The organism is Dyella sp. (assembly GCF_051954575.1).
In the GTDB taxonomy this organism is placed as follows: domain Bacteria; phylum Pseudomonadota; class Gammaproteobacteria; order Xanthomonadales; family Rhodanobacteraceae; genus Dyella_B.
Genome location: NZ_JBQCHP010000181.1, coordinates 23232 through 45333 on the forward strand (window position 1 = coordinate 23232; position 22102 = coordinate 45333).

18 protein-coding genes are annotated in these 22102 nt (G+C 64.6%); 7 read left to right on the plus strand and 11 right to left on the minus strand.

Translation table 11 applies throughout. The annotated features are described in order from the left end of the window. Positions 1–123: 123 nt before the first annotated feature. From ACTHNE_RS21120 to def, 8 genes are all read right to left on the minus strand, one after another. A complete protein-coding gene (locus tag ACTHNE_RS21120; protein ID WP_440270256.1) occupies positions 124–1149 on the minus strand; it encodes a CDP-glycerol glycerophosphotransferase family protein in 1026 nt (341 codons plus the stop codon). A gap of 11 nt (positions 1150–1160) precedes the next feature. Continuing rightward, positions 1161–1982, minus strand: a complete 822-nt coding sequence (locus ACTHNE_RS21125; protein ID WP_440270257.1) for a glycosyltransferase family 2 protein — start codon at positions 1980–1982, stop codon at positions 1161–1163. Continuing rightward, positions 1979–2872, minus strand: a complete 894-nt coding sequence (locus ACTHNE_RS21130) for a glycosyltransferase family 2 protein (protein WP_324938935.1) — start codon at positions 2870–2872, stop codon at positions 1979–1981. The genes ACTHNE_RS21125 and ACTHNE_RS21130 overlap by 4 nt, the downstream gene beginning before the upstream one ends. Further along, on the minus strand, positions 2869–4146 hold the full coding sequence (locus tag ACTHNE_RS21135) for an O-antigen ligase family protein (protein WP_440270258.1): 1278 nt from the start codon (positions 4144–4146) through the stop codon (positions 2869–2871). Before ACTHNE_RS21135 ends, ACTHNE_RS21130 begins: the two co-directional genes overlap by 4 nt. A gap of 137 nt (positions 4147–4283) precedes the next feature. After that, positions 4284–6029 (minus strand): ArnT family glycosyltransferase, encoded by a 1746-nt coding sequence (locus ACTHNE_RS21140; protein WP_440270259.1) that lies wholly within the window; start codon positions 6027–6029, stop codon positions 4284–4286. 125 nt (positions 6030–6154) lie between these two features. Continuing rightward, on the minus strand, positions 6155–7450 hold the full coding sequence (gene rsmB, locus ACTHNE_RS21145; protein WP_440270260.1) for a 16S rRNA (cytosine(967)-C(5))-methyltransferase RsmB: 1296 nt from the start codon (positions 7448–7450) through the stop codon (positions 6155–6157). Continuing rightward, on the minus strand, positions 7447–8403 hold the full coding sequence (gene fmt, locus ACTHNE_RS21150; protein WP_414649702.1) for a methionyl-tRNA formyltransferase: 957 nt from the start codon (positions 8401–8403) through the stop codon (positions 7447–7449). The genes rsmB and fmt overlap by 4 nt, the downstream gene beginning before the upstream one ends. 133 nt (positions 8404–8536) lie before the next feature. Continuing rightward, entirely contained in the window at positions 8537–9046 is a 510-nt protein-coding gene (gene def / locus ACTHNE_RS21155; protein ID WP_324938917.1) for a peptide deformylase, read from the minus strand. A gap of 189 nt (positions 9047–9235) precedes the next feature. Here def and ACTHNE_RS21160 point away from each other — a divergent pair, with 189 nt between their 5' ends. The 6 genes from ACTHNE_RS21160 (at position 9236) to purD (ending at position 17929) form a co-directional block, all read left to right on the plus strand. Beyond that, complete coding sequence (locus tag ACTHNE_RS21160) at positions 9236–10384, plus strand: LysM peptidoglycan-binding domain-containing protein (RefSeq protein WP_324938914.1); 1149 nt, start codon at positions 9236–9238, stop codon at positions 10382–10384. A gap of 83 nt (positions 10385–10467) precedes the next feature. Next, positions 10468–11604, plus strand: a complete 1137-nt coding sequence (gene dprA, locus ACTHNE_RS21165; RefSeq protein WP_324938910.1) for a DNA-processing protein DprA — start codon at positions 10468–10470, stop codon at positions 11602–11604. A 137-nt stretch (positions 11605–11741) separates the two neighbouring features. After that, a complete protein-coding gene (locus tag ACTHNE_RS21170) occupies positions 11742–14225 on the plus strand; it encodes a DNA topoisomerase I (protein WP_440270261.1) in 2484 nt (827 codons plus the stop codon). Positions 14226–14444: 219 nt separating this feature from the next. After that, the gene (locus ACTHNE_RS21175) at positions 14445–15017 is read left to right on the plus strand and encodes an L-threonylcarbamoyladenylate synthase (protein ID WP_324942443.1); all 573 of its coding nucleotides are present in this window, start codon (positions 14445–14447) and stop codon (positions 15015–15017) included. Between the two features lie 139 nt (positions 15018–15156). Beyond that, entirely contained in the window at positions 15157–16527 is a 1371-nt protein-coding gene (locus tag ACTHNE_RS21180; RefSeq protein ID WP_440270262.1) for an AMP-binding protein, read from the plus strand. A gap of 121 nt (positions 16528–16648) precedes the next feature. Beyond that, a complete protein-coding gene (purD, locus tag ACTHNE_RS21185) occupies positions 16649–17929 on the plus strand; it encodes a phosphoribosylamine--glycine ligase (protein WP_440270263.1) in 1281 nt (426 codons plus the stop codon). A 236-nt stretch (positions 17930–18165) separates the two neighbouring features. On the opposite strand, the gene ACTHNE_RS21190 is transcribed toward purD, so the two are convergent. Together ACTHNE_RS21190 and ACTHNE_RS21195 are read right to left on the minus strand one after the other, a co-directional pair. Then, positions 18166–18585, minus strand: a complete 420-nt coding sequence (locus ACTHNE_RS21190) for a GFA family protein (RefSeq protein WP_324942452.1) — start codon at positions 18583–18585, stop codon at positions 18166–18168. Between the two features lie 40 nt (positions 18586–18625). Then, the gene (locus tag ACTHNE_RS21195; protein ID WP_324942455.1) at positions 18626–18991 is read right to left on the minus strand and encodes a DUF2784 domain-containing protein; all 366 of its coding nucleotides are present in this window, start codon (positions 18989–18991) and stop codon (positions 18626–18628) included. Positions 18992–19065: 74 nt separating this feature from the next. Here ACTHNE_RS21195 and ACTHNE_RS21200 point away from each other — a divergent pair, with 74 nt between their 5' ends. Next, the gene (locus tag ACTHNE_RS21200; protein ID WP_440270264.1) at positions 19066–20940 is read left to right on the plus strand and encodes an MFS transporter; all 1875 of its coding nucleotides are present in this window, start codon (positions 19066–19068) and stop codon (positions 20938–20940) included. Between the two features lie 75 nt (positions 20941–21015). Here ACTHNE_RS21200 and ampE read toward each other — a convergent pair whose 3' ends face one another. Beyond that, a complete protein-coding gene (gene ampE / locus ACTHNE_RS21205; protein WP_324944981.1) occupies positions 21016–21885 on the minus strand; it encodes a regulatory signaling modulator protein AmpE in 870 nt (289 codons plus the stop codon). Positions 21886–22102: the final 217 nt, after the last annotated feature.

The window sequence follows — 22102 nt, forward strand, 5'->3', positions numbered from 1 at the left end:
TTGAAGGTGATGGGATTCTAGCCGGTTCGGCTTCCTTGGCCCTTATACACAATCTCGCGCAGATGTCCCGTAGGTTGGGTTACCCCCGGATCAAGTCCGGGGTAACCCAACCTACGGGGATGATCAGGCCGGACCCCAATAGCCGATGCGCTTGCGCAGCTTCAGCTTGCGCCACCAGTTCTTCGGCTTGGGTTTGCGATTGCGTCCGCCCGCGGCGATGAAGGCGTCGATCGCATCCAGCACGCGTTCGCTGGAGCGGCCGTCGTGGTACGGATGGATCGCCTCGCCGAAATCCTTGATCGCCTGCATCAGTTCCGGTGGACGCGACAGCGCGCGTTCGATCGCCGGCTCGAATTGCGCGGCGTCGTCGATGTCGATCAGCTGCGGACCCGGCGCGCGATTCTTGAACGTCACCACCGGCTTGCCGGTGAGCAGGAATTCGCTCAGCGCCGACGACGTATCCGAGCACATCATGTCGACCTGCGGGAACAGCTCCAGGATGTTGTCGTTCTCGGCAAATGTAAGGTGCTCGTTCTGCAGCGCCTTGTATTTCGCAACTGTTTCCGGGCTCATCTTGGGATGGAACGTGACGATCCAGCGCCAACGGCCGTCGCGCGAAAGGCGCTTCACTTCCTCGTACAGGGTTTCGGCCGCGCTCCACGAGGGCGAGAACGTGGAGTGGTAGAGAATCACCGGCGGCGTGCGCACTGGCGGCAGCGGTCCGGCGATTTCCTTCAGGAACGGATCGAGCTTGGGCCAGCCGGTTTCGGTGACGGTGAAATGCCCCAGCTTCTGCGCCAGCGCGCCGAACTGCGCGGTATCGCGCGGGCCGGTGGTGCAGTACAGGTCGAAGAAGCCGCGGATATAGACATGCCTGGGTTTGCCCGCGTTGAAGCCGTGGAACACTTCCACTTTCACGCCCGGAAAGAAATGCGGCAGATGGTTGCCGGGCGTGATCACCGCGATCGGTTTCCATTGGCGCACTTCCCGCACGCCGAGCAGGCGCTCGCCCTCGACCAGGTCTTCCGCGCCGGGGCCGTCGAAGAACCACGCGGTTTCGTCGCCGCGCGCGCGGATCGCTTCCTGCAGCGGGCGCAGGATGGCCAGCGCATAGCGTTCCGATCCGTACAGCAGGTAATGCTTGGCCATGTTTAGGGCTCTTAATGATCCAGGCCGCTGCGGGTAAGTGCTGCCGCGGCGGTGTCGCGGGAAGCGGGGTTCAGGCGCATTTCGTAATAGCGCATGCGTTTGTAGGCGGCGTAGCTGGCGGCGGTCTGCGCAATCGCGTAGCCGCGCCAGCCGTCGAGAAAGCCCAGCCGCAGCAGGTAATCCTTGAAGAACGCCAGCGCGAACACGAACGGCGTCTGCCACATGCGCGCGGGCTTGTTCTTGTCCAGCCAGTCGCGGCATTTCAGCTCGGCGTACAGCAGCACCTTCAGCTGCTTCTCCACCAGGCTGGGATTGTTGTCGTGCAGGAACGGCGCCTTGAACGTGACCGGACCGCCATTGAACTGCAGCGATTCGTGCACGCGCACATCGCTCCAGCGGGCGCGGTCGCGATGATAGAGGCGCGCCATCTTCTCGCCCATCGCCGGGCGGTACCAGCGCATCGGCTTGCCCATATAGATGAGGTGCCGGCGCAGGATCGCCGCCGCCGTGTCGCCCGCCATCAACGCGGGCAGGCGGCGCTCAAGTTCCTCGACGAGCTCCGGGGTGAGGTATTCATCCGCATCCAGCGCGAGAATCCAGGGATGGCTGCACTGTGTGGCGGCGAAGTTGCGCTGCGGGCCGAAGCCCAGCCACTCCTGCTGCACCACGCGTGCGCCATGCGCACGGGCGATGGCCACGGTGTCGTCGGTGCTGCCGCTGTCCACCACCAGCTTCTCGGCGGCGAACGGCACGCTGTCCAGGCAGCGCGCGATCTTTTGCGACTCGTTGCGGGTGATGACCACCAGGGTGATCGGTAGCAAAGAGGACGTCATATGGTTTGCGGACGACTCGACCAGCTTGCGCTTTTTACTGCGGACATGAACGCCGAGCACCCCCACGCCATCCACTTGATCGCATGCTTGCGTCGGCCCAGCAAGCCATACAGCGGCACCACGATGAGGGCACTCAGCACGGTCTTGGCCAGATACCAGCGCGCCGCCCACAGCCCCTGGTAGCGGCGGATGGCCCAATGCCGGGAGCGTGCGTAGTGAAAATGCTTGGTGAACCGTATCCGCAGCGTCGCCTTGGACGATCCGCCGCCGATGTGCCGCGCGTTGGCGCCGGGCTCGAACAGGCAGGCGTAACCTTGCCGCTGAAGCCGCAGGCACAGGTCGTCGTCTTCGTAATACAGGAAAAAGTATTCGTCGAAGCCGCCGACCTGGCGGAATTTCCCGGTGTCGATAAGCAGGCAGCAGCCATGCAGCCATTTTGCGCAGCACGTGCCATCCGGGACGCGATAGGGCTTGCTGGGCGGATATTCGTAAAAGGCCGGCCGAAAACACATCTGCGGCACGTTGCCCTTGCGCCAGCTCTGCGGGGCGACGATGGCGGTATTGGGATACCGCTCTAGCGTGTCTTTCAGCTTGAGCACATCGGCAGGCTCGATATCCGAATCGGGATTGAGCAGCAGCGCCAATGGCGTATGCACCTCGCGCATGGCCTGATTGTTCGCCCTGGCGAACCCGGCATTGCTGTCGCGTGCGATCAGCTTCGCGTGCGGCAGGCGCTCGCGCAGCGCCTCGATGGTGCCGTCGCCGCTGCCATTGTCGATCACGATCACATGCGGAAAATGCCGCAAGGTTTCACACAAGCCGTCGACCAGGGCGCGGCTGTGGTACGTCACGCATATCACAGTGACCTGGTCCAATTCGGAGGTGCTCATGCAGCGGACTCCGAAGGCACGCGGGATATCTGCTTTTGACGTGGCAGCAAGGGCATGGAGGCGAGAAGGAGAATGAATAAGTGCCGATGGGAAAAATCCGCCCACAGGCAGTTGCCCAGGCCGGCGGTTATATAGACCAGGAAAATGCACACGTAAATATCGCGCTCCGGGGGAGCAAGCCGCAGCATATGGCGCAGCAAGGCAGCCAACAGCAGCAGGTAGATCAGAAGGCCGAGCAGGCCCTCCTCAGAAGCGATAAGCAGCATTTCCTGGTGCGGATGGCCCTCCATGAAGGCGCTCGAGTCAGGCATATGTTCGACGGCACGTTGATAGTTCGGTAGCCATTGACCGTATCCGTGTCCAAGCCAGGGGGCCGTTTCGATAATCCGCACGGTGCGCCGCCACAGTTCCAGCCGAATGCCGGCCGACGTCGGCTGCCTGGACTTGCTGTATAGCGAAATTTCCTGCGAGACGGAAACCACCAAGCGTTCCTGGATCGGCGAGAGCTCCCAGATCGCGACGCAGGCCACCAGGGCCGCCACGCCAATGGCGGCCAGATGTCGGCGCTTCAGCCGGGAGCGGCGCAGCAGGCGGTACACCCAGTAAGCCAGCAGCGGAATCAACGCGATGTAGCTCGTGCGGCTTTCAATGAGCAGGGTTACGTTGATGAAGGCCAGCAACGCGAGCAGGGCGAAGCCCAGCTTTGCCTGCCTGGAAACTGACGTGACGCTTTTGGCCAGCGCAATGCTGCCCAGGATGAGCGTGGCGATGCCTTGCTGGGTGTACTCCTTGAATACGGTATTGCGCATGTCCGGAACGCTGCTCACCACCCCGCGCTCCGGAATCAAGCCGACGGCCATGCCATAGGAAATGAACAGTACCAGCAGCATGGCCAGGAAAAACGCTATCAGGGCGCGCCTCCACCATTGCCCGGTCTGCAGCAGCGAGGCGAAAAACAAGGGATAGAGAAATGCCCAGAACGCGGTGCCGAGATTGGGCAGCCGACCTTGCTGTAAATACCATGCGTGCAGGAAGCTCAGGCCCAGCACGCCCCACCACAGCAGAGCGCCGCGAGCTATCGGGCTTTGCCAGGCCGTCAACCAGCGTTGCTTGAGATCGCTGCCAAGCAGCGAACACAGCACGGCCAGGCCGATGGCGACATTGGTGGCCGGCTTGTTGATGGGCACCACGAACAGGCTGGCCACGGCGCACCACTGACCAGCGAGCAGGATCAGATGGCGTATACGAAACGGTTCGCTGGTCGAGTTGGCCATGAAAACTGCAGGGAAAGGGAGCTGGGGCGCCTGTGTGAAGCCATCCGGTTCGATGGCTTGATGGGGATTGGCGGACGGCATCTTAACCCAAGGCCCGTGTAGCCATTTATCGGCAGCAAGCCTTTTTCGTCCTCTGTTTATGGAACTTCTTCGTCCGCTACCGAGCCGGGTACGCACCCTGCGATCACCGCATCGGCCTTGAACAGCCACCAGTCGCGCCGGTTTGCGTGACCGACATTGATGGCCTTGCTGCGATTCACGCAGTCACCCATCGCCGTTTCCTGAACGAACAGCCAGCGCCTAGCGGGGGCGGCTGCCTGCCACTGCACGCCACGCGTGAATTGTTGCGACGACGGCGCAGTAAAACCGAAATCCATCGCATGCCGATCCAGCATCAACATGTTCTGCTCTTTCCAGTCGACCAGGCCGATCTCGTCCTGCGCGCCGAGATGCGCGGCGACACGGTTCATCAATCCGACCGACGAACTGCTGTCATTGAGCAGCGGATACGCCCATGCGCCCCATACTATCCACAGCGCCAGCATGCCGCCCGCGATCGCATAGTGCGCACGACGCAAGCGGAAGATCGCCAGCGCCAGCCACTGCGCGGCGCCGATCACGATGCACATCCACCACAGGCTGTCGGCGGGACCTTCGAAGCCGCGGTCGTAGGCCAGCCGGGTGGCGAAGGCAGGATGCGCGCTGAGCGCATAGATGCCTACGCCGAGCATGCATCCGCCGATCAGCAGCAGGAACAGTGCCCCGAGCGCGCGCAGCCAGCGCTTGGCGAGCATCTCCTCCAGATAAGGCGCAGTGATCAGAGCGAGCATCGGTACGATCGGCAGGATGTATACGTCGCGCTTGCCGCCCGATGCACTGAAAAACAGCAACACCAGCACGATCCAGCCCAGCGGCAGCAGGATGCGTGCATCCTTCGTCTTGAGCGACCGCCACCAGCGCGGCAGCGTGCCGGGATAGGTGAGCGACAGCGGCAGCCAGTTGTAGACCATCAATGGCAAATAGAAGAGCGGCCCGTGCAGGTGGTGCCAGGCGTTCGCATAGCGATGCGCCGTCTGCTTGAGCAGGATGTTGCCGACGTATGCGCCATAGACCGGATCGCCGGCATGGGACCGCGCGGCCAGCAGCATCGGCACCAGCCACAGCGCAATGGCCGCCAGCGCGGCGACCAGGCCCAGCGACCAGCGCCACCACGTAGCGTTATCGATCGCGGCAAGGCCGTTCCAGCGGCGAACGGCAGCCCACGCATACGGCAGCAACATCAGCAGGGCGAGAAAGCCCACGCCTTTGGTGATCACGCCCAGGCCGGCGCAGAAGCAGCCGAACCAGTACAGCCGCCAGTTCGGTCCGCACAGCAGATGCCGCAGCAAACCCCAGTTGGCCGCGGTGATGAAGAACACCACCAGTGGATCGATCTGCGCGCGCTTGGCCTGGAACACGAACTGGATGCACATCAGCGCAGCCATCGCCGCGTAACGGCCGACCTTGCGGTTCCACAGCCGCGCGCCGAGATCGTAGATAAACCACAGCGTGCCCAGCGCACCAAGGAACGAGGGCAGCATAAACGCGACGCGCCAGTTGCGCACCAGTTCGAAGCTGGTCGCTTCCAGCCACATCAGCATTGGCGGCTTGTCTGCGTAGAGCTCCACGCCGCGATGAGGGAACAGCCAGTCGCCACTTTCCACCATCTGCTTGGCGGCGAGCGTGTAGCGCGGTTCGTCGGAAGGCCAGGGATCGCGCAGGCCGATGCCGATGCCGAGGATCAGGATGGCGAAGATGGCCAACAGCCAGAATTGACGGCGCTCGAACGATGACTCCCTCTCCCCTGCGGGGAGAAGGTTAGGATGAGGGGTCGCGCTTGCCATAGATCCCATTACTGACGTGACTCTAGAAGGCTCGTTGATAAGGTTGAGCTTGTCGCGAGGCTGGCCCCCACCCCAGCCCTCTCCCCGGAGGGGAGAGGGAGCAAAGCAGCCGCGAGAGTGAAGGCTTACGCGCGCTCAAGCACGGCATAGTACATGCCGTCGAGGTCATCATCGCCTGGCAGGATCTGCCAGCCGACGGCGGCAGCTTGTCCTGCAGGCAGTTGCACGGCGATGACGCGCGCATCCTCGCGGCCGGCGAGAAAACCTCCGAGCACCGCCTCGTTCTCGGCACGCAGCAGCGAGCAGGTCACATAGATAAGCCGCCCGCCCCGCGCCAGCAACGGCCACAAGGCATCGAGAATGCGCCGCTGTTGCGCCACCAGTGCATCGATATCGCTGGCGCGCCGATGCAAACGTACATCCGGGCGACGGCGCAGCACGCCGGTAGCCGAGCAGGGCGCATCGATCAGGATGCGATCGAACGGTTGGCCATCCCACCATGTGGCAGGATCGCCCGCGTCGCCGATGCGCAGGTCCGCCTTCAGGCCAAGCCGTTCCAGGTTCTGGCGGATGCGTGCGGCGCGCGCGGCATCGAACTCCACCGCGGTCAGCGCGATATCCGCGCGTTCCAGCAAGTGACAAGCCTTGCCGCCCGGTGCGGCACAGGCGTCGAGCGCGCGCTGGCCGTCGTGCAGGTCGAGCAGATCGGCCGATACCTGCGCGGCGCCATCCTGCACGGCGAACAAGCCTTGCGCGAAACCTGGCATGCGCGTGACGTCGCTGCTGTGCGGCAGCACGATGCCATCGCTGAGCCAGGCATGTGCAGCGGCGCTGTAGCCAGCGGTACGCAGTTGCTCGACCAGCGCGTCGCGCGATACGCGCCGGCGATTCGCGCGCAGCATCAAGGGCGGTTCGCGATTGCAGTCGGCAAGCACGGCGTCGGCCTGCGCTGGCCAATCGGTTGCGATGGCGCTCACCAGCCAGGGCGGCATGGCGTAGCGCGACGATGATTGCGCGTCCAGTTCGGCCAGCAACGTGACGCGCTCGCGTTGCCAGCGACGCAGCACGGCGTTCACCAGTCCGGCCAGGCGTGGGCGATTCAAGGCGCGCACGGCTTCGACGGTGGCGGCGACGGCGGCGTAATCCTGCAGTTGGAGAATGTCCAGCTGCACCAGACCGAGCACGAGCAACGCGTGCACTTCCGGTTCCTTGCGGCGCAGCGGTTTGTCGAGCAGGCGATCGAGCGCAGCGTCGAAACGGAGCCACCAGCGCGCGCCATCGTTCAATAGTGCAGTCAACAAGGCGCGATCGCGCGGATCGCGCAGTTTCGGCGCGCGCTGATCCATCGCTTCGCGCAGTGACACACCGCGCAGCGCAATATCCGCCAGTGCCTGCGCGGCAAGGGCACGCGTATCGGTCATCGTGCGCTGCGCAGTTCGGGGCGGGCGTTGAGATAGTCGGCGGCGGCGATGCGTTTGCCGCCGGCACGCTGCAGGGCGGTGATGCGCAGCATGCCTTCGCCACATGCGATGTCGATGCCATCGCGCTGCGCGGCAATCACTTTGCCGGGCGCTGCATTGTGATGCTGATCGATGGCCTGCGCGGCCCAGATGCGCACGTTCTCGCCGGCCACGTCGCCTTCGGCCACCGGCCAGGGGTCGAAGGCGCGCACCTGGCGTTCCAGCGCGATGGCGGCGCGCGAAAAATCGAGCCGCGCCTCGGTTTTCTCAAGCTTGTGCGCATACACCACGCCATGTTCAGCTTGCGGTGTGGCGTGCAAGGTTTCGCCGGCGAGCGTGCGACGCAGACCTTCGGCGAGCACGTCGGCGCCGAGCAGGGAAAGGCGATCGTGCAGCGAGCCGCCAGTATCGTCACGCGTGATCGGCGTGCGTCGTTCGAGCAGCACCGGGCCGGTGTCGAGCCCGGCTTCCATCTGCATCAGATCGACGCCGGTCTGCGTATCGCCGGCGAGAATCGCCCGTTGGATGGGCGCCGCGCCCCGCCAGCGCGGTAGCAGACTGGCATGCACGTTCCAGCAGCCGCGCGATGGAATCGCCAGCACCTTGCGCGAAAGGATCAGGCCGTACGCGACCACCACCATCAGGTCGGGTCGGTACGCTTCCAATGTGGCGCGTGCCTCGGGCGATTTCAGCGTCTCGGGCTGCTCGACCGGAATGCCGGCAGTCAATGCCGCCTGTTTCACCGGGCTGGGCGTTAGCTTGCGTCCGCGGCCGGCGGGGCGGTCGGGCTGCGTATAGACGGCTACGACTTCCACGCCGCTGGCGCGGCAGGCTTCGAGGCAGGGGACGGAGAATTCGGGGGTGCCCGCAAAAACGATGCGGAGCGGCACTGACTCATTCCGTGTAGGTGGCATGGGTGCTGTCTGTTCGTAGATCACAGGGGCGCTGGCGAAGGCAGACTGGCTGTCTGTCGAGACAGCGAGCCGAAGAGATACGGACAGACAGTGCCGATGACGCCTGCGCGGAATGGGTCAGTGCCGCTCCCTGTCACGCGCTCGCGGCCTGCTTGCGCTGCTTTTCCAGTCGCTTGAGCAGGATCGAGCGCTTCAGCGGCGACAGGTAATCGACGAATACCTTGCCGGCCAGGTGATCCATCTCGTGCTGGATGCACACGGCCAGCGGGCCTTCCACTTCCAGCTCGAAAGTTTTGCCTTCGACATCCTGCGCGCGCACCTTCACCTTCAACGCGCGGGTGACGTCGGCGAAGATGCCGGGGAAGGAGAGACAGCCTTCCTGGTAGACCTGTGAGCCGTCTTTTTCCAGGATTTCCGGATTGATCAGCGCCAGCGGCTGGTCGCGCTCCTCGCTCATGTCCGCCACCAGCACGCGCTTGTGCACGTTTACCTGGGTGGCGGCCAGGCCTACGCCATTGGCGGCGTACATCGTCTCGAACATGTCATCGACGAATTGCTTTAATGCGGCGTCGAACTCGGTGACCGGCGCGGCCTTGGTGCGCAGGCGCGGGTCGGGAAACTCAAGGATGGTCATGACAGACATTGCGTATACCTCAGACGCCGGAAATGCGGGCGAATTGGTAAAAAGCCACCCCGGCCGCGGTCTAGAATGTGGATATTGTACGTGCTTCAACGTGCTGTCGGCGCACGAATTTGCCAACTAACACGTGTTGCTTGGGTTAACGGTTCGGCTACACTCGCCCAAGCGCAGGGGGAGGGGGGATTCCCGTTTATGATCAGAAAGTCCATCGGGCTGTTGGCCGGCATGCTGGTCACCGTAGCCGTCTATGCGGCCGGCACGCAGCTTCGCGCCGATCACCCCGACAGCTACACGGTACGTCGCGGCGATACGCTGTGGAGCATCTCCGCGCGCTTCCTGTCCAAGCCCTGGCTGTGGCCGGAAATCTGGCAGGCCAACCCGCAAGTACGCAATCCGCATCTCATCTATCCGGGCGACGTGCTGGATCTGTCGTTCGTCAACGGCGGCCCGTCGCTGCGGCTGGAGCCGGCGGTGCATCACGAAGGCGAAGCCATTCCGGCGGTGCCGCTCGATCAGCTCAAGCCTTTCCTGAAAGACTCGCGCGTGGTCGATCCGGACAAGGTCAAGCATGCACCGTACGTGATGGGCTTCGAGGAAGCCGCCCTTGCCGGCACCCCGGGCCGGAATATCTACGTACGCAACCTCGATGCGCAGCCCGGTCAGCGTTGGGCGATCGTGCGCCCCACCCACGTGTTCCGCACCTACGGCGGCGACGAGGCCCAGCAGAGTGACGAGATGGCGGCCAACGTCGCCGACGCCGACGTCGCCACCCAGGAAACGCCGTGGAATGAGGAATGGGCGACCGATCTGGGCAACGTCACGCCCAACCACGCCTTCCGCGGCAAGACGCTGGCGATGGAAGTGGCCGTGATCGGCGAGGCCGAAGTGCTGCGCGGCGGCGACCCGGCCACGCTGCTGCTGCTGAACTCGATCATGGAGATCCGTGCCGGCGATCGCTTGATGCCGATCGATGGCAATCCGTACGACCCGTACTACTACCCGCATCCGCCCAAGAGCCTGCCCGAAAACGGCCGCGTGATCGCCTACGCGCAGGAGCGCCTGAACCAGGTCGGCCCGTACGACGTGGTGGTGCTGTCGGTCGGTTCGAAGGACGGCGTCGACAACGGCATGACCTTCTCGCTGTGGCAGCCGGGCGAGAAAGTGCCCGACGACGTCGAGCACAGCAGCTGGACCCGCGGCGACCACCCGTTCGTGAAGCTGCCGGACGAATACGTCGGCCACGTGATGATCTTCCGCACCTTCGACCGCGTCAGCTATGGCCTGGTGATGGATGGCTTGAAGCCAGTGCGGAAGGGCGCGCAGATCCGCATGCCGGAATAACGCGCAAGCTTCCCGACAAAGCTCACACGACGGCGCGGTCTATCCGCGCCGTCGTCGTTTACGCCCTCGCGTAGACTCCCGCCATGAACGAGCAAGCAGAACTGCGCGACTGGTTGATCGCCCTGCGCACGCCAGGGCTGGGGCCGGGCGGATTGCGTGAGCGCCTGGCCGCATCGGACGGGCGCATCGGCCAGGTGGTGAAGCAACTGCAGCGCCAGGCCACTTCGCTGGAGGCAGGCGCGCAAGCCTGGCTGCAGCAACCCGACGAAGCGCGCATCGCCGCCGACCTGGCCTGGCTGCGCCAGCCCGGACACTGTCTGCTGCGCTGTACCGAGGCGGATTTCCCGCCACAGCTGGAAACCATCCCACAGCCGCCTGCCGCGCTGTTCATCGCGGGTGACGCCAGCCTATTGCTGCGCCCGCAGGTGGCGATTGTGGGCGCGCGCAGCGCCAGCATGGCGGGCAGGAATACCGCACGCGCGTTCGCGCACCACCTGGCGCTGGCCGGATTCGTCGTCACCAGCGGCCTGGCCGACGGCATCGACGGCGCGGCGCATGAGGCGGCGCTGGAAGCCGGCCAGCCCACCATCGCGGTGATCGGCACCGGGCCGGACCTGGTCTATCCGCGCAAGCATCGCGCGCTTTCCGCGCGTGCGGCGGCGCAGGGCGCGCTGGTGAGCGAGTTCCCGCCGGGTACCGCGGCGCGGGCGGATCACTTTCCTCGGCGCAACCGCATCATCGCCGGGCTGTCGCTGGGCACCCTGGTGATCGAGGCAGGGCTGCAATCGGGTTCGCTGATTACCGCGCGGCTGGCCGGGGAACAGGGGCGGGAGGTGTTCGCCGTGCCCGGTTCCATCCATAATCCGCTCGCCCGCGGCTGCCACCGCCTGATCCGGGATGGTGCGCGGCTGGTCGAAAGCGCTTCGGAAGTTGCAGAAACCCTGGTTCCCGCGGCGCGGGCGCTCGGGGCTGAACTGGCCCTGCGCCTGCAGGAGCCGTCCGCCGAACCCATCCGGCGAAGCTCCGGCGGCTGGCGCGACGATCCGCAATACCAGCGGCTGATGGACGTGCTCGGGCACGACCCCATCGCCCTGGATGAGCTCTCGGCGCGCACCGGGCAGAGCGCGGGCGAGCTGTCCTCGATGCTGCTGATGCTGGAGCTGGAGTGCTGTGTGGAAGGCTTGCCGGGCGGGCGCTACCAACGGTTGCCAGGCATGTGAGCCGGATCGCGGAAAGGCGCGCTAGACCTCGATTTCACGCGCGCCAGCTTGACAGTCGTTAAGCCGGCGTGCTTCCAACTATAAATAGACGGCTGTTCAGGAATGGCCGCGCATGGACTTCTGGAACCCCAAGCCACATGGCAAAAAACCTGCTCATCGTCGAATCGCCGGCCAAGGCCAAGACGATCAACAAATACCTCGGCAAGGATTTCCAAGTCCTGGCCTCCTACGGCCACGTGCGCGACCTGCTGCCGAAAGAGGGCGCGGTCGATACCGAGCACGACTTCGCCATGCGGTACGAGGTGATCGAGCGCAACGAGAAACACGTCGACGCCATCGCCAAGGCCGCCAAGGTGGCCGACGACATCTATCTGGCGACCGACTTGGATCGCGAGGGTGAGGCGATCAGCTGGCACATCAGCGAGATCCTCAAGGAGCGCGGCCTTGCCGACGGCAAGAAGCTGCACCGCGTGGTGTTCTCCGAGATCACGCCGCGCGAAATCAAGGCCGCGGTGGCCGCGCCGCGCAAACTCTCGCTCGACATGGTGGACGCCCAGCAGGCGCGCCGCGCGCTGGATTACCTGGTGGGCTTCAATCTGTCGCCGGTGTTGTGGCGCAAGGTGCAGCGCGGCCTGTCCGCCGGCCGCGTGCAAAGCCCGGCGCTGCGCATGATCGTGGAGCGCGAGGAAGAAATCGAAGCCTTCGTGGCGCGCGAGTACTGGACCGTCGAGGCCCAGCTCAAGCACGCCGAGGGCGATTTCAGCGCGCGCCTCACCAAGCTCCACGGCAAGAAGTTCGAACAGTTCGACCTCACCAACGAGGCCGACGCGATGGCCGCGCGCGCGGCGCTGAAGGATGCCGCGCACGGCCAGCTCACCGTCAGCGAAGTGGGCAGCAAGGAACGCAAGCGCCGTCCGGCGCCGCCGTTCACCACCTCCACCTTGCAGCAGGAAGCCGCGCGCAAGCTCGGCTTCGGCACCACCCGCACGATGAAGATCGCGCAGGGCCTGTACGAAGGCGTCAGCCTCGGCAGCGAAGGCAACGTCGGCCTGATCACCTACATGCGTACCGACTCCACCGCGTTGTCGGGCGAGGCGGTGGACGAACTGCGCCAGCTCATCGCGCGCGACTTCGGCGGCAAGGCGCTGCCGGACCACGCGCAGGTGTATCGCACCAAATCCAAGAATGCGCAGGAGGCGCACGAGGCGATCCGCCCGACCTCGGCCATGCGCACGCCGCGCGAGGTCGCCGCGTTCCTCAACGACGACCAGCGCAAGCTGTACGAGCTGATCTGGAAGCGCACCGTGGCCTGCCAGATGATCCACGCCACCTTGAACACGGTGTCGGTGGATTTCGACCTCAAGCACGTCAAGGGTGGCGATGCCGCGTTCCGCGCCACCGGCACCACCGTGGTCGATCCGGGCTTCCTGGCGGTGTACGAGGAAGGCCGCGATCAAAAGAGCGCCGAGGACGACGACGAAGGCCGCCGCCTGCCGCGCCTGAGCAAGGGCGAGCAGGTGCCGCTGAAGGACATCCTGGCCGACCAGCACTTCACCGAACCGCCGCCGCGCTACTCCGAAGCGAGCCTGGTGAAGGCGCTGGAGGAATACGGCATCGGCCGTCCGTCCACCTACGCCAGCATCATCCAGGTGCTGCAGAACCGCGAATACGTGTTGCTCGACAACCGCCGCTTCCGCCCCACCGACGTCGGCCGCGCGGTGAGCAAGTTCCTCACCCAGCATTTCACCCAGTACGTCGATTACGACTTCACCGCCAAGCTGGAAGACGAGCTCGACGCAGTGAGCCGCGGCGAAGAAGCCTGGGTGCCGCTGATGAAACGCTTCTGGGAACCGTTCAAACAGCAAGTCGAAGAAAAAACCGAATCGGTCGACCGCAGCGAAGCCACCGGCGCGCGCGAACTGGGCACCGATCCGAAGAGCGGCAAGCCGATCTCCGTGCGCCTGGGCCGCTACGGGCCGTATGCGCAGATCGGCGACAAGGACACCGACGAAAAGCTGCAATTCGCCAGCCTGCGCCCCGGCCAGAGCATGCACACCATCACGCTGGAAGAGGCGTTGGAACTGTTCAAGCTGCCGCGCAAGCTCGGCCAGGCGGAAAACGGTGACGAGGTCAGCGTCGGCGTCGGCCGCTTCGGTCCATTCGTGAAGCAAGGCAGCACCTATGCCTCGCTCAAGCCGGAAGACGATCCGTACACCATCGAGCTGCCGCGCGCGCTGCAGATCGTGCAGGAAAAACTGGAACTGCTCGCCAACCGCGTGATCCAGGATTTCGGCAACGGCGTACAGGTGCTCAATGGCCGATATGGCCCGTACATCACCGATGGCGACAAGAACGCGCGCATTCCCAAGGATCAGGATCCCAAGGAACTGACCGAAGCCAAATGCCTGGAACTGCTCGCTGCCGCGCCGGCCAAGAAGGGCGGTCGCTTCGGCCGCAAGTCGGCGGCCAAGGGTGCGCCGGCGAAGAAGGCTGCGGCGAAAAAGACCGCGACCAAGAAGGCTGCGGCCAAGAAGGCGCCGGCAAAGAAAACCGCAGCAAAGAAAACGGCCGCCAAGAAAGCGCCGGCGAAGAAAGCGGCAAGCAAGAAGGCCGAGGCCTGATCTTCGCGCGGTGCTTTTTTGGCAATAACGTGAAGTCTACGCTTGCCGCAATCTGCCCCCTCCCCTGCGAAGTAGGGGAGGGCTAGGGTGGGGTCACGCAACCTGGCGTTGAACTCAAGCTGCGCGGCAAGCGCATGCAACCCCACCCCAACCCTCCCCTGCACGCAGGGGAGGGAGCAACTGTTCGCGTAGACACGATTCGGGGAAGAAAGCCACCGTATGCCTACACGTTTCGCTCTTACCGAAGTACAAGCCGCGGCGGACCTTTTACGCAAAGGCGCCGTCATCGCCTACCCCACCGAAGCGGTCTTCGGCCTCGGCTGCGACCCGCATGACCACGCCGCCTTCGCGCGCATCTTCGAACTGAAGCAGCGTCCGGCCACGCAAGGCGTGCTGCTGATCGCCGCCGATTTCGCACAGATCACCCACTACGTGGACATGGCCAAGGTGCCTCCGGGCGTGCTGGCGCAGGTCAGGGCGAGTTGGCCGGGGCCGTACACCTGGGTGTTTCCACGCAGTGCCGAGGTGCCCGACTGGGTGGCCGGCGCGCACGCGGGCATCGCGCTGCGGGTCACCGCGCATGGTCCGGCCGCCGCGCTGTGCCGCGCCTTCGGCGGCGCCCTGGTATCGACCAGCGCCAATCCCCACGGCCAGCCGCCTGCGCGCGACTTGGCCACGCTCGAGGCCTATTTCGGCGCTGCGCTGGACGGGGTGATCGATGCGCCGCTGGGCGGCGCCGCCTCGCCCACCACCATCCGGGATGCATTGACAGGCGCTATCATCCGAACCTGAATCCCGCGGAACAGGCCTGGGGCGCGGTGGGCGCCGATTCAGCCGCCAACCTGAGGATGAGGGGCAAATTCCAGACGCCGGCGCACCGACCGACTTGGCCGGCCTGGGATTGGCATGGTCAGCAACCAGGAGCCTGTGCGTGGCGATCGTCTACGACACCTATCAACGCGACGAAGCGGAACGCCTGCTGCCGCTGTTGAAGATGGATGATCCGCATCGCATCGTGGCGATGCACGACGGGCAGGCGATCAGCGCCGCGCAATTCGTCGCGCACGTGCAGCGCGTCGCCGCGCAGTTGCCGGAAGGCCCGGCGGCGGTGAATCTGTGCGAAGACCGTTACGCTTTCCTGGTCGCCTTCTGCGCCATCGCGCTGCGCGGCCAGGCCAACCTGTTGCCGCCCTCGCGCGCGCCGCAGGCGGTGGACGAGGTGATGGCGGCGCATCCGGGCTGCCATGCCGTGGGCGATTGCCCCTTGCATCCGGCGCCGCAGCGTTTCCACGTGCTGCCGCCCCTGCCCGTGCACGAGACGGTTTCAGCTGACCTCGCATGGCCGGCCATGCCAGCACTGCAGACCGTGGCGGTGGGCTACACCTCCGGCTCCACCGGCTCGCCGCGTCCGAATGCCAAGACCTGGCGCAGCCTGCATGCCAGCACCGCCGGCAACCTGCGCATGCTGCACCAGGTGGTCGGTGAGCGCTTTTCGGTAGTGGCGACCGTGCCGCCGCAACATATCTACGGCGTGGAAATGTCGATCCTGCTGCCGTTGCTGGGCGACGTGCAGGTGCATTCGGGCCGCCCGTTCTTTCCGGCCGACATCGCCGTGGCGCTGGAAAGCATGCCGGCGCCGCGCGTGCTGGTGACCACGCCGGTGCATCTGCGCGCGCTGGTGGCCTCGGGCGTCACGCTGCCGCCGCTGGCCGCGATGCTCTCGGCCACCGCGCCGATGCCACCCGAACTGGCGGCGCAGGCCGAGCAAGCGTTCGATGCGCCCTTGCTCGAGGTTTTCGGCTCCACCGAAACCTGCGCCTTCGCCTCGCGCCGCGTTACCGTGGACAGCCGCTGGTCGCTCTATCACGGCGTGCACCTGCACCCGCAACCGGACGGCACGCAGATCGAAGCTCCACAGCTCGATGCGCCCACCGTGCTGGCCGACATCGTCACCCTGCACGGTGAAGGCCGTAGCTTCGAACTGTGCGGGCGCCATGCCGACCTGCTCGAGATCGCCGGCAAGCGCGCGTCGCTGGGCGACCTCACGCGCCGCCTGCTGAACATCCCCGGCGTGGACGACGGCGTGGTGTTCCAACTGGACGACGCCGACGCCATTGGCGTGCGGCGCATCGCGGCGCTGGTGGTGGCGCCCGGGCTGGACGAACACGCCATCCTGGATACGCTGCGCGCCGCCATCGACCCCGTGTTCCTGCCACGCCCGCTACGCCTGGTCGATCGCCTGCCGCGCAACGAAACCGGCAAATTGCCGCGCGCGGCCTTGCTGGACTTGCTACACACCTGACCCTCGCCGACCCCGTAGGCTGGGATGACAATCCCAGCTGTCCCGTCTTGCTGGGTGCCGGGATTGCCATCCCAGCCTACAATGCGCGTTCTTGTGTGGTTTTTAAGCAGTTGGAGCAGGCATGAAGGTTCTGGTGATCGGCAACGGCGGGCGCGAGCACGCGCTGGCGTGGAAACTCAAGCAATCGCGCCGCGTCAGCGAAGTGATCGTGGCGCCCGGCAATGCCGGCACGGCGCGCGAGCACGGCGTACACAACGCCGATGTGGCGGTGACCGACATCGAGGGCCTGCTCAAACTCGCCAAGGCCGAAAAAATAGAGCTGACCGTGGTCGGCCCCGAAGTGCCGCTGGTGGCCGGTGTGGTCGACAAGTTCCGCGCGGCGGGCCTGCGCATTTTCGGGCCGCGCGCGATCGCCGCGCAGTTGGAAGGCTCCAAGGCCTTCGCCAAAGATTTCCTGCTACGCCACAACATTCCGACCGCACGCTATGCGGTGTTCACCGAACTCAACAAAGCATTGGCTTACGTGCGCGAACACGGTGCGCCGATCGTGATCAAGGCCGATGGCCTGGCGGCGGGCAAGGGTGTCGTGGTGGCGCTGACGCTGGGCGACGCCGAACTCGCCTTGCACGATATGCTCGGCGCGCATGCCTTCGGCGATGCATCCTCGCGCGTGGTGATCGAGGAATTCCTCGACGGCGAGGAAGCCAGCTACATCGTGATGAGCGACGGCTCCCTCGCGCTGCCGATGGCCAGCAGCCAGGACCACAAGCGCCGCGACGACAACGACCTCGGTCCCAACACCGGCGGCATGGGCGCCTATTCGCCCGCGCCGGTGGTCACGCCCGAAGTGGAAAAACGCATCCTCAAGGAAGTCATCGAGCCGACCCTGCGCGGCATGGCCGCCGAAGGCGCGCCGTTCATCGGCTTCCTCTACGCCGGCCTGATGATCGACAAGCACGGCGCACCGAAAGTGATCGAATTCAACGTACGCTTCGGCGATCCCGAAACGCAGCCGATCATGCTGCGCCTGAAATCCGACCTGGTCGACCTGATCGAATCGGCGCTGGACGGCAATTTGCACCACACACACGTGCAATGGGACGTGCGTCCCTCCATCGGCGTGGTGATGGCGGCGCGTGGCTATCCGGCCAAGGTGCAAAGCGGTGACGTGATCGAAGGATTGGATACGGAATTCGGCGCAGACGTGAAAGTGTTCCACGCTGGCACCAAGCTCGACGCGCACGGCCATGCCGTTACCGCGGGCGGCCGGGTGTTGACCGTCTGCGCACTGGGCAAGGACATCGCGGCGGCGCGTGAACATGCCTACGAGGCGATCAGGAAGATTCACTTCGATGGTGCGTTCTGCCGCAAGGACATTGCGCATCGCGCACTGCACCGCTGACGTAGGTTGGGGTGCAAACCCCAACGCACGGACATGGCAAGGTTGGGGTTTGCACCCTGATATATCCCCATGTTTTTTAGGTGGCGCCCCCAACAAAATCAAAGAGTAATCGGCACCCAGATCTTTCTGGCCGTCATTCCCGCGAAAGCGCCTCCGCTTTCGCGGGAATGACGGCATCTGGGCACGTGTGCGCGTAAACGAAAAACGCGAGGATATATCAGGGTTTGCACCCCAACCTACGTGAAGGTCACGCTCCCGATCCAATTTCGCTTGCGCCTGGCCAGGCGATCGTCCGTGTTCTCGCCCTCGACGGTCGAGGATGCATGTTTCAGCAGTGCGCGATCCACGTTCTCGAACGTGTTCACGTTCACCACGGCATAGAGCTTTCCGTCGATCGCGCTGGTGACCAAGGGCACCACGCCGCATTGCGTGCAAATATGGAAATCGGCCGTTTCCGTGTCGAACGCGTAGCGCGATACCAGCGTCGGATCTTTCACCCGCACGCTCAACGAGCCAGCTGGATACGACGTCCACACGCCGCCATGCTTGCTGCAGAACGTGCAGGTGCAGGCGCGCGCCGGAATTTCTTCAGGATCCGGCGACCAGTCGAGGGTGAAGCTGAGGTTTCCGCAGTGGCAGCTTCCGGCGATCAGCATGGTCTGTTCGTTAATGGCATGTTCCGCGCGCGAGCATACGTCATGCACGCGTGCGGCGCTTGCGCAGCAGCCACACGTACACCGATAGATTCACGATCAGCACCGCCGCGCCTAGGGCGAACTGGATGTTGCGGGTCAGGCCGTCCGGGTAGATCGTGGCGGTGAGGTAATGGCCGATGCAATCGCCTTCGTAGGCGGCCTTTCCGGCACGCATGCGAAAATCGTTTTCGATGGAGGTCAACGGGCAGATCGTCCCGCTCGCCTCGACGAACACGCCCCACGCCGCCGCGGGCAACTGCAACCACGGAATCCAGCGCCACTTCAGCGCAAGCAGCGCGCCCAGGCAGACAAACAGAATGAAGGCCAGATGCAAGGCAAGCACGGCGTCGGCAAGAAACAGGTACACGGGGGAGGGTAGTCGCTCGTGACGGAAGCGGCTTTCACGCTACGCTAGTGGCGTTCCGTTTGCCAAGGATCCGCATGAGCCAGTTCGCCTTGCTAGGCAGTCGTCGTTTTGCCCCGTTTTTCTGGACCCAGGCGCTGGGTGCGTTCAACGACAGCGCATTCCGCAATGCGATGGTGATGCTGGCGGCCTTCCAGATGGGCTTGTCGGATCGCGACGTAGGCCTTTACACGAACCTGGCGCCGGCGCTTTTCATCCTGCCGTTCTTCCTGTTTTCCGCCACCGCCGGGCAGCTGGCGGAGAAGTTCGAGAAGGCGCGCATCATTCGCTACGTCAAGCTATTCGAGATTGCCGCAATGGTGCTGGCGGCCTACGGTTTTCTTACCCATCACCTGCCGTTGTTGCTGATCGTGTTGTTCATGATGGGCATCCACTCGACCGTGTTCGGGCCGATCAAGTACGCGATCCTGCCGCAGGCGTTGCAGCCCAGCGAACTGGTGGGCGGCAACGGGTTGGTGGAGATGGGTACGCAGCTGGCGATCCTGATTGGCATGACCACGGGCAACATGCTGATGCTGATCGCCGGCGTCGGGCCGCATCTGTCGGCGGCATTGACGATCGGCATTGCGGTGATCGGCTATTTCGCCAGCCGGGTAATTCCGCCGGCGCCGGCGACCGCGCCGGAGCTCACGTTCAACTGGAATCCCTTCAGCGAAACCGTACGGGTGCTGCGTATTACGCGCGAGGATCGCGCTGTATTCAACGCCGTGCTGGGCATCTCCTGGTTCTGGTTTTTCGGCACCGTGCTGGTGGCCCAGTTGCCGCTGTATACGCGCGTCAACCTGGGTGGCGATGCCACGGTGAACACGTTGGTGCTCACCCTGTTCTCGATCGGCACCGGCGTGGGTTCGCTGATGTGCGAAAAGATGTCCGGCAAGCGCGTGGAAATCGGTTTGGTGCCGCTGGGCGCATTCGGTCTGACGGCGTTCGGTGTGGATCTGTTCCTGGCGCGCTCCGGCGCGGCGGCCGCGCGCGGACTGGATTGGCTTAGCTTTCTGCATGCGGCGGGAAGCTGGCGCATCGTGCTGGATCTCACCTTGATCGGTGTGTTCGCCGGTTTCTATGTGGTGCCGCTGTTTGCCTTCGTGCAATCGCGTGCACCGCGCGATCGCCTGTCGCGCGTGATCGCCGGCAACAACATTCTCAACGCGCTGCTGATCGTGATTGCGTCCTGCTTCGGGCTGTTGCTGGAACGGCTGGGATTGAGCGCAGCACAGATCTTCTTGATCGCGGCGTTGCTCAACGTGCTAGTGGCGGCATACATCTTCACGCTGGTGCCCGAATTCCTGATGCGCTTCATCACCTGGGTACTGGTGAACACGCTCTACCGCATTCGCGTGGATGGCATGCGCAACCTGCCGGAAGAGGGGCCGGCCTTGCTGGTCTGCAACCATGTGAGCTTCATGGATCCGCTGATCCTGATGGCGAACCTGCGCCGCCCCGCGCGGTTCGTGATGTATTACAAGATCTTCAACGTGCCGCTGCTGCACTTCGTGTTCAGGACGGCGAAGGCAATTCCAATTGCAGGACAGAAGGAAGATCCCGCCGTACTGCAGCGCGCGTTCGACGAGGTGGACGCGGCGCTGGCCGATGGCGAGCTGGTGTGCATTTTTCCGGAAGGCGGTCTGACCAAGGACGGCAACATTGCGCCGTTCCGCACCGGCGTGGAGAAAATCCTTGCCCGGCGTCCGGTGCCGGTTGTGCCGATGGCCTTGCGTGGCTTGTGGGGCAGCGTGTGGAGCAGGCGCGATTCCATGCTGGGACGCGCGCGCCTGCCGCGGCGTTTTCGTGCACGCGTTGAGCTGGTGGTGGATGCCCCGCGGCCGCCGGAAGAAGTGAATGCGGGAATATTGGAAGCGCGTGTGCAGAGCTTGCGCGGGGATATGGCGTGACGGTAGGTTGGGGTGCAAACCCCAACGTCGCGGTGCGGATTGAGATAACGATGTTGGGGTTTGCACCCCAACCTACTAGTGCAGCCAGCTGCCGATCACCATCAGCGCCACCACGCTCAACCACGCCAGCAAGGTGCGCAGCAGTGCATCGCGCAGGCGGCGCAGTTCGTGCAACGCATCGCTGCGTTCCTCGATGTAGCCATCGCCGCCTTCGATATCCGTCAGTACGTCCGCGCGAGCGGCGGCGCCGAGAAAATCCGGATTGGACAGATACCAGCTGTTCGGCGCGGCTTGCTGATGCCAGCGGCGCCACGCGCCGATCACCGCATCCCAATGACCTACCAGCGCCAGCGTGAACACCATCAACTGCGCGGGCAGCCAATCCAGGGCGTTGGCGAGATAACGCGCATTGCGACGGGCACCGGCGTCCAGCGCCAGCGATGTGTCATGACCGAGTTGCCGCGCCAGGCGATAGAGCAGGGCGCCCACCGGGCCGAGCACGAAGAACCAGAACAGCACGCCGAAGCGGCGGCGCAGCGCGGCGTAGGCGGTGGCTTCGCCGAGATCCGCCGTGCGCCAGGCCACCGCTTCGCCGTCGTCCGACAACGCTTGCGCCGCAACTTCGCGACCGGCCTGGTCGGGCGCCTTGAGGATGGCTTCCAGATCCGCTTCGAAGGCATGCGGGCCGAACGAGAACAGCAGCACGACCAACGCGAATACGAGCAACAGCAGATCCGCCAACGGCGAGCGGTGCAACAGCCACATCACCAGCGCGCACAGCACCACCGGTACGGCCACCGACAGCACCACGCGTCCTGCGCCGGAGGTGTCGGCCAGTTGATGAACCCAGCGCCGGAACCCGGCATCGCCGCGCCAACAGGCAAGTTGCGGTTGCAGGTGCAGCAGTCCAAGAGCGATGAGCGCGGCAAGCAGGCGGATGGCCATGACAACGTGACTCGATTGACTGGTTGCGATTGTATGCGAACCGTGCGGCCGTCTCGCCTATCGGAATGCACGTGTCCACGTAATCGCATGGACTCGCCCCCGCTCCGATAAGGCCTCTGGGGCCAGCGGAGGAGAGTAAAACTCTTCACCGTCCTGTAATGAGCGAGGGCGAGTCATGACCAAGCGTACTCCTGTTGTCGAAGCGAACGAATTGGCG

What these genes read in the sequence shown, in the direction of transcription:
- ACTHNE_RS21120 (WP_440270256.1), bottom strand. Translation starts at nt 1,149, where the DNA reads ATGGCCAAGCATTACCTGCTGTACGGATCGGAACGCTATGCGCTGGCC.
- ACTHNE_RS21125 (WP_440270257.1), bottom strand. Translation starts at nt 1,982, where the DNA reads ATGACGTCCTCTTTGCTACCGATCACCCTGGTGGTCATCACCCGCAAC.
- ACTHNE_RS21130 (WP_324938935.1), bottom strand. Translation starts at nt 2,872, where the DNA reads ATGAGCACCTCCGAATTGGACCAGGTCACTGTGATATGCGTGACGTAC.
- ACTHNE_RS21135 (WP_440270258.1), bottom strand. Translation starts at nt 4,146, where the DNA reads ATGGCCAACTCGACCAGCGAACCGTTTCGTATACGCCATCTGATCCTG.
- ACTHNE_RS21140 (WP_440270259.1), bottom strand. Translation starts at nt 6,029, where the DNA reads ATGGCAAGCGCGACCCCTCATCCTAACCTTCTCCCCGCAGGGGAGAGG.
- rsmB (WP_440270260.1), bottom strand. Translation starts at nt 7,450, where the DNA reads ATGACCGATACGCGTGCCCTTGCCGCGCAGGCACTGGCGGATATTGCG.
- fmt (WP_414649702.1), bottom strand. Translation starts at nt 8,403, where the DNA reads ATGCCACCTACACGGAATGAGTCAGTGCCGCTCCGCATCGTTTTTGCG.
- def (WP_324938917.1), bottom strand. Translation starts at nt 9,046, where the DNA reads ATGTCTGTCATGACCATCCTTGAGTTTCCCGACCCGCGCCTGCGCACC.
- ACTHNE_RS21160 (WP_324938914.1), top strand. Translation starts at nt 9,236, where the DNA reads ATGATCAGAAAGTCCATCGGGCTGTTGGCCGGCATGCTGGTCACCGTA.
- dprA (WP_324938910.1), top strand. Translation starts at nt 10,468, where the DNA reads ATGAACGAGCAAGCAGAACTGCGCGACTGGTTGATCGCCCTGCGCACG.
- ACTHNE_RS21170 (WP_440270261.1), top strand. Translation starts at nt 11,742, where the DNA reads ATGGCAAAAAACCTGCTCATCGTCGAATCGCCGGCCAAGGCCAAGACG.
- ACTHNE_RS21175 (WP_324942443.1), top strand. Translation starts at nt 14,445, where the DNA reads ATGCCTACACGTTTCGCTCTTACCGAAGTACAAGCCGCGGCGGACCTT.
- purD (WP_440270263.1), top strand. Translation starts at nt 16,649, where the DNA reads ATGAAGGTTCTGGTGATCGGCAACGGCGGGCGCGAGCACGCGCTGGCG.
- ACTHNE_RS21190 (WP_324942452.1), bottom strand. Translation starts at nt 18,585, where the DNA reads ATGCTGATCGCCGGAAGCTGCCACTGCGGAAACCTCAGCTTCACCCTC.
- ACTHNE_RS21200 (WP_440270264.1), top strand. Translation starts at nt 19,066, where the DNA reads ATGAGCCAGTTCGCCTTGCTAGGCAGTCGTCGTTTTGCCCCGTTTTTC.
- ampE (WP_324944981.1), bottom strand. Translation starts at nt 21,885, where the DNA reads ATGGCCATCCGCCTGCTTGCCGCGCTCATCGCTCTTGGACTGCTGCAC.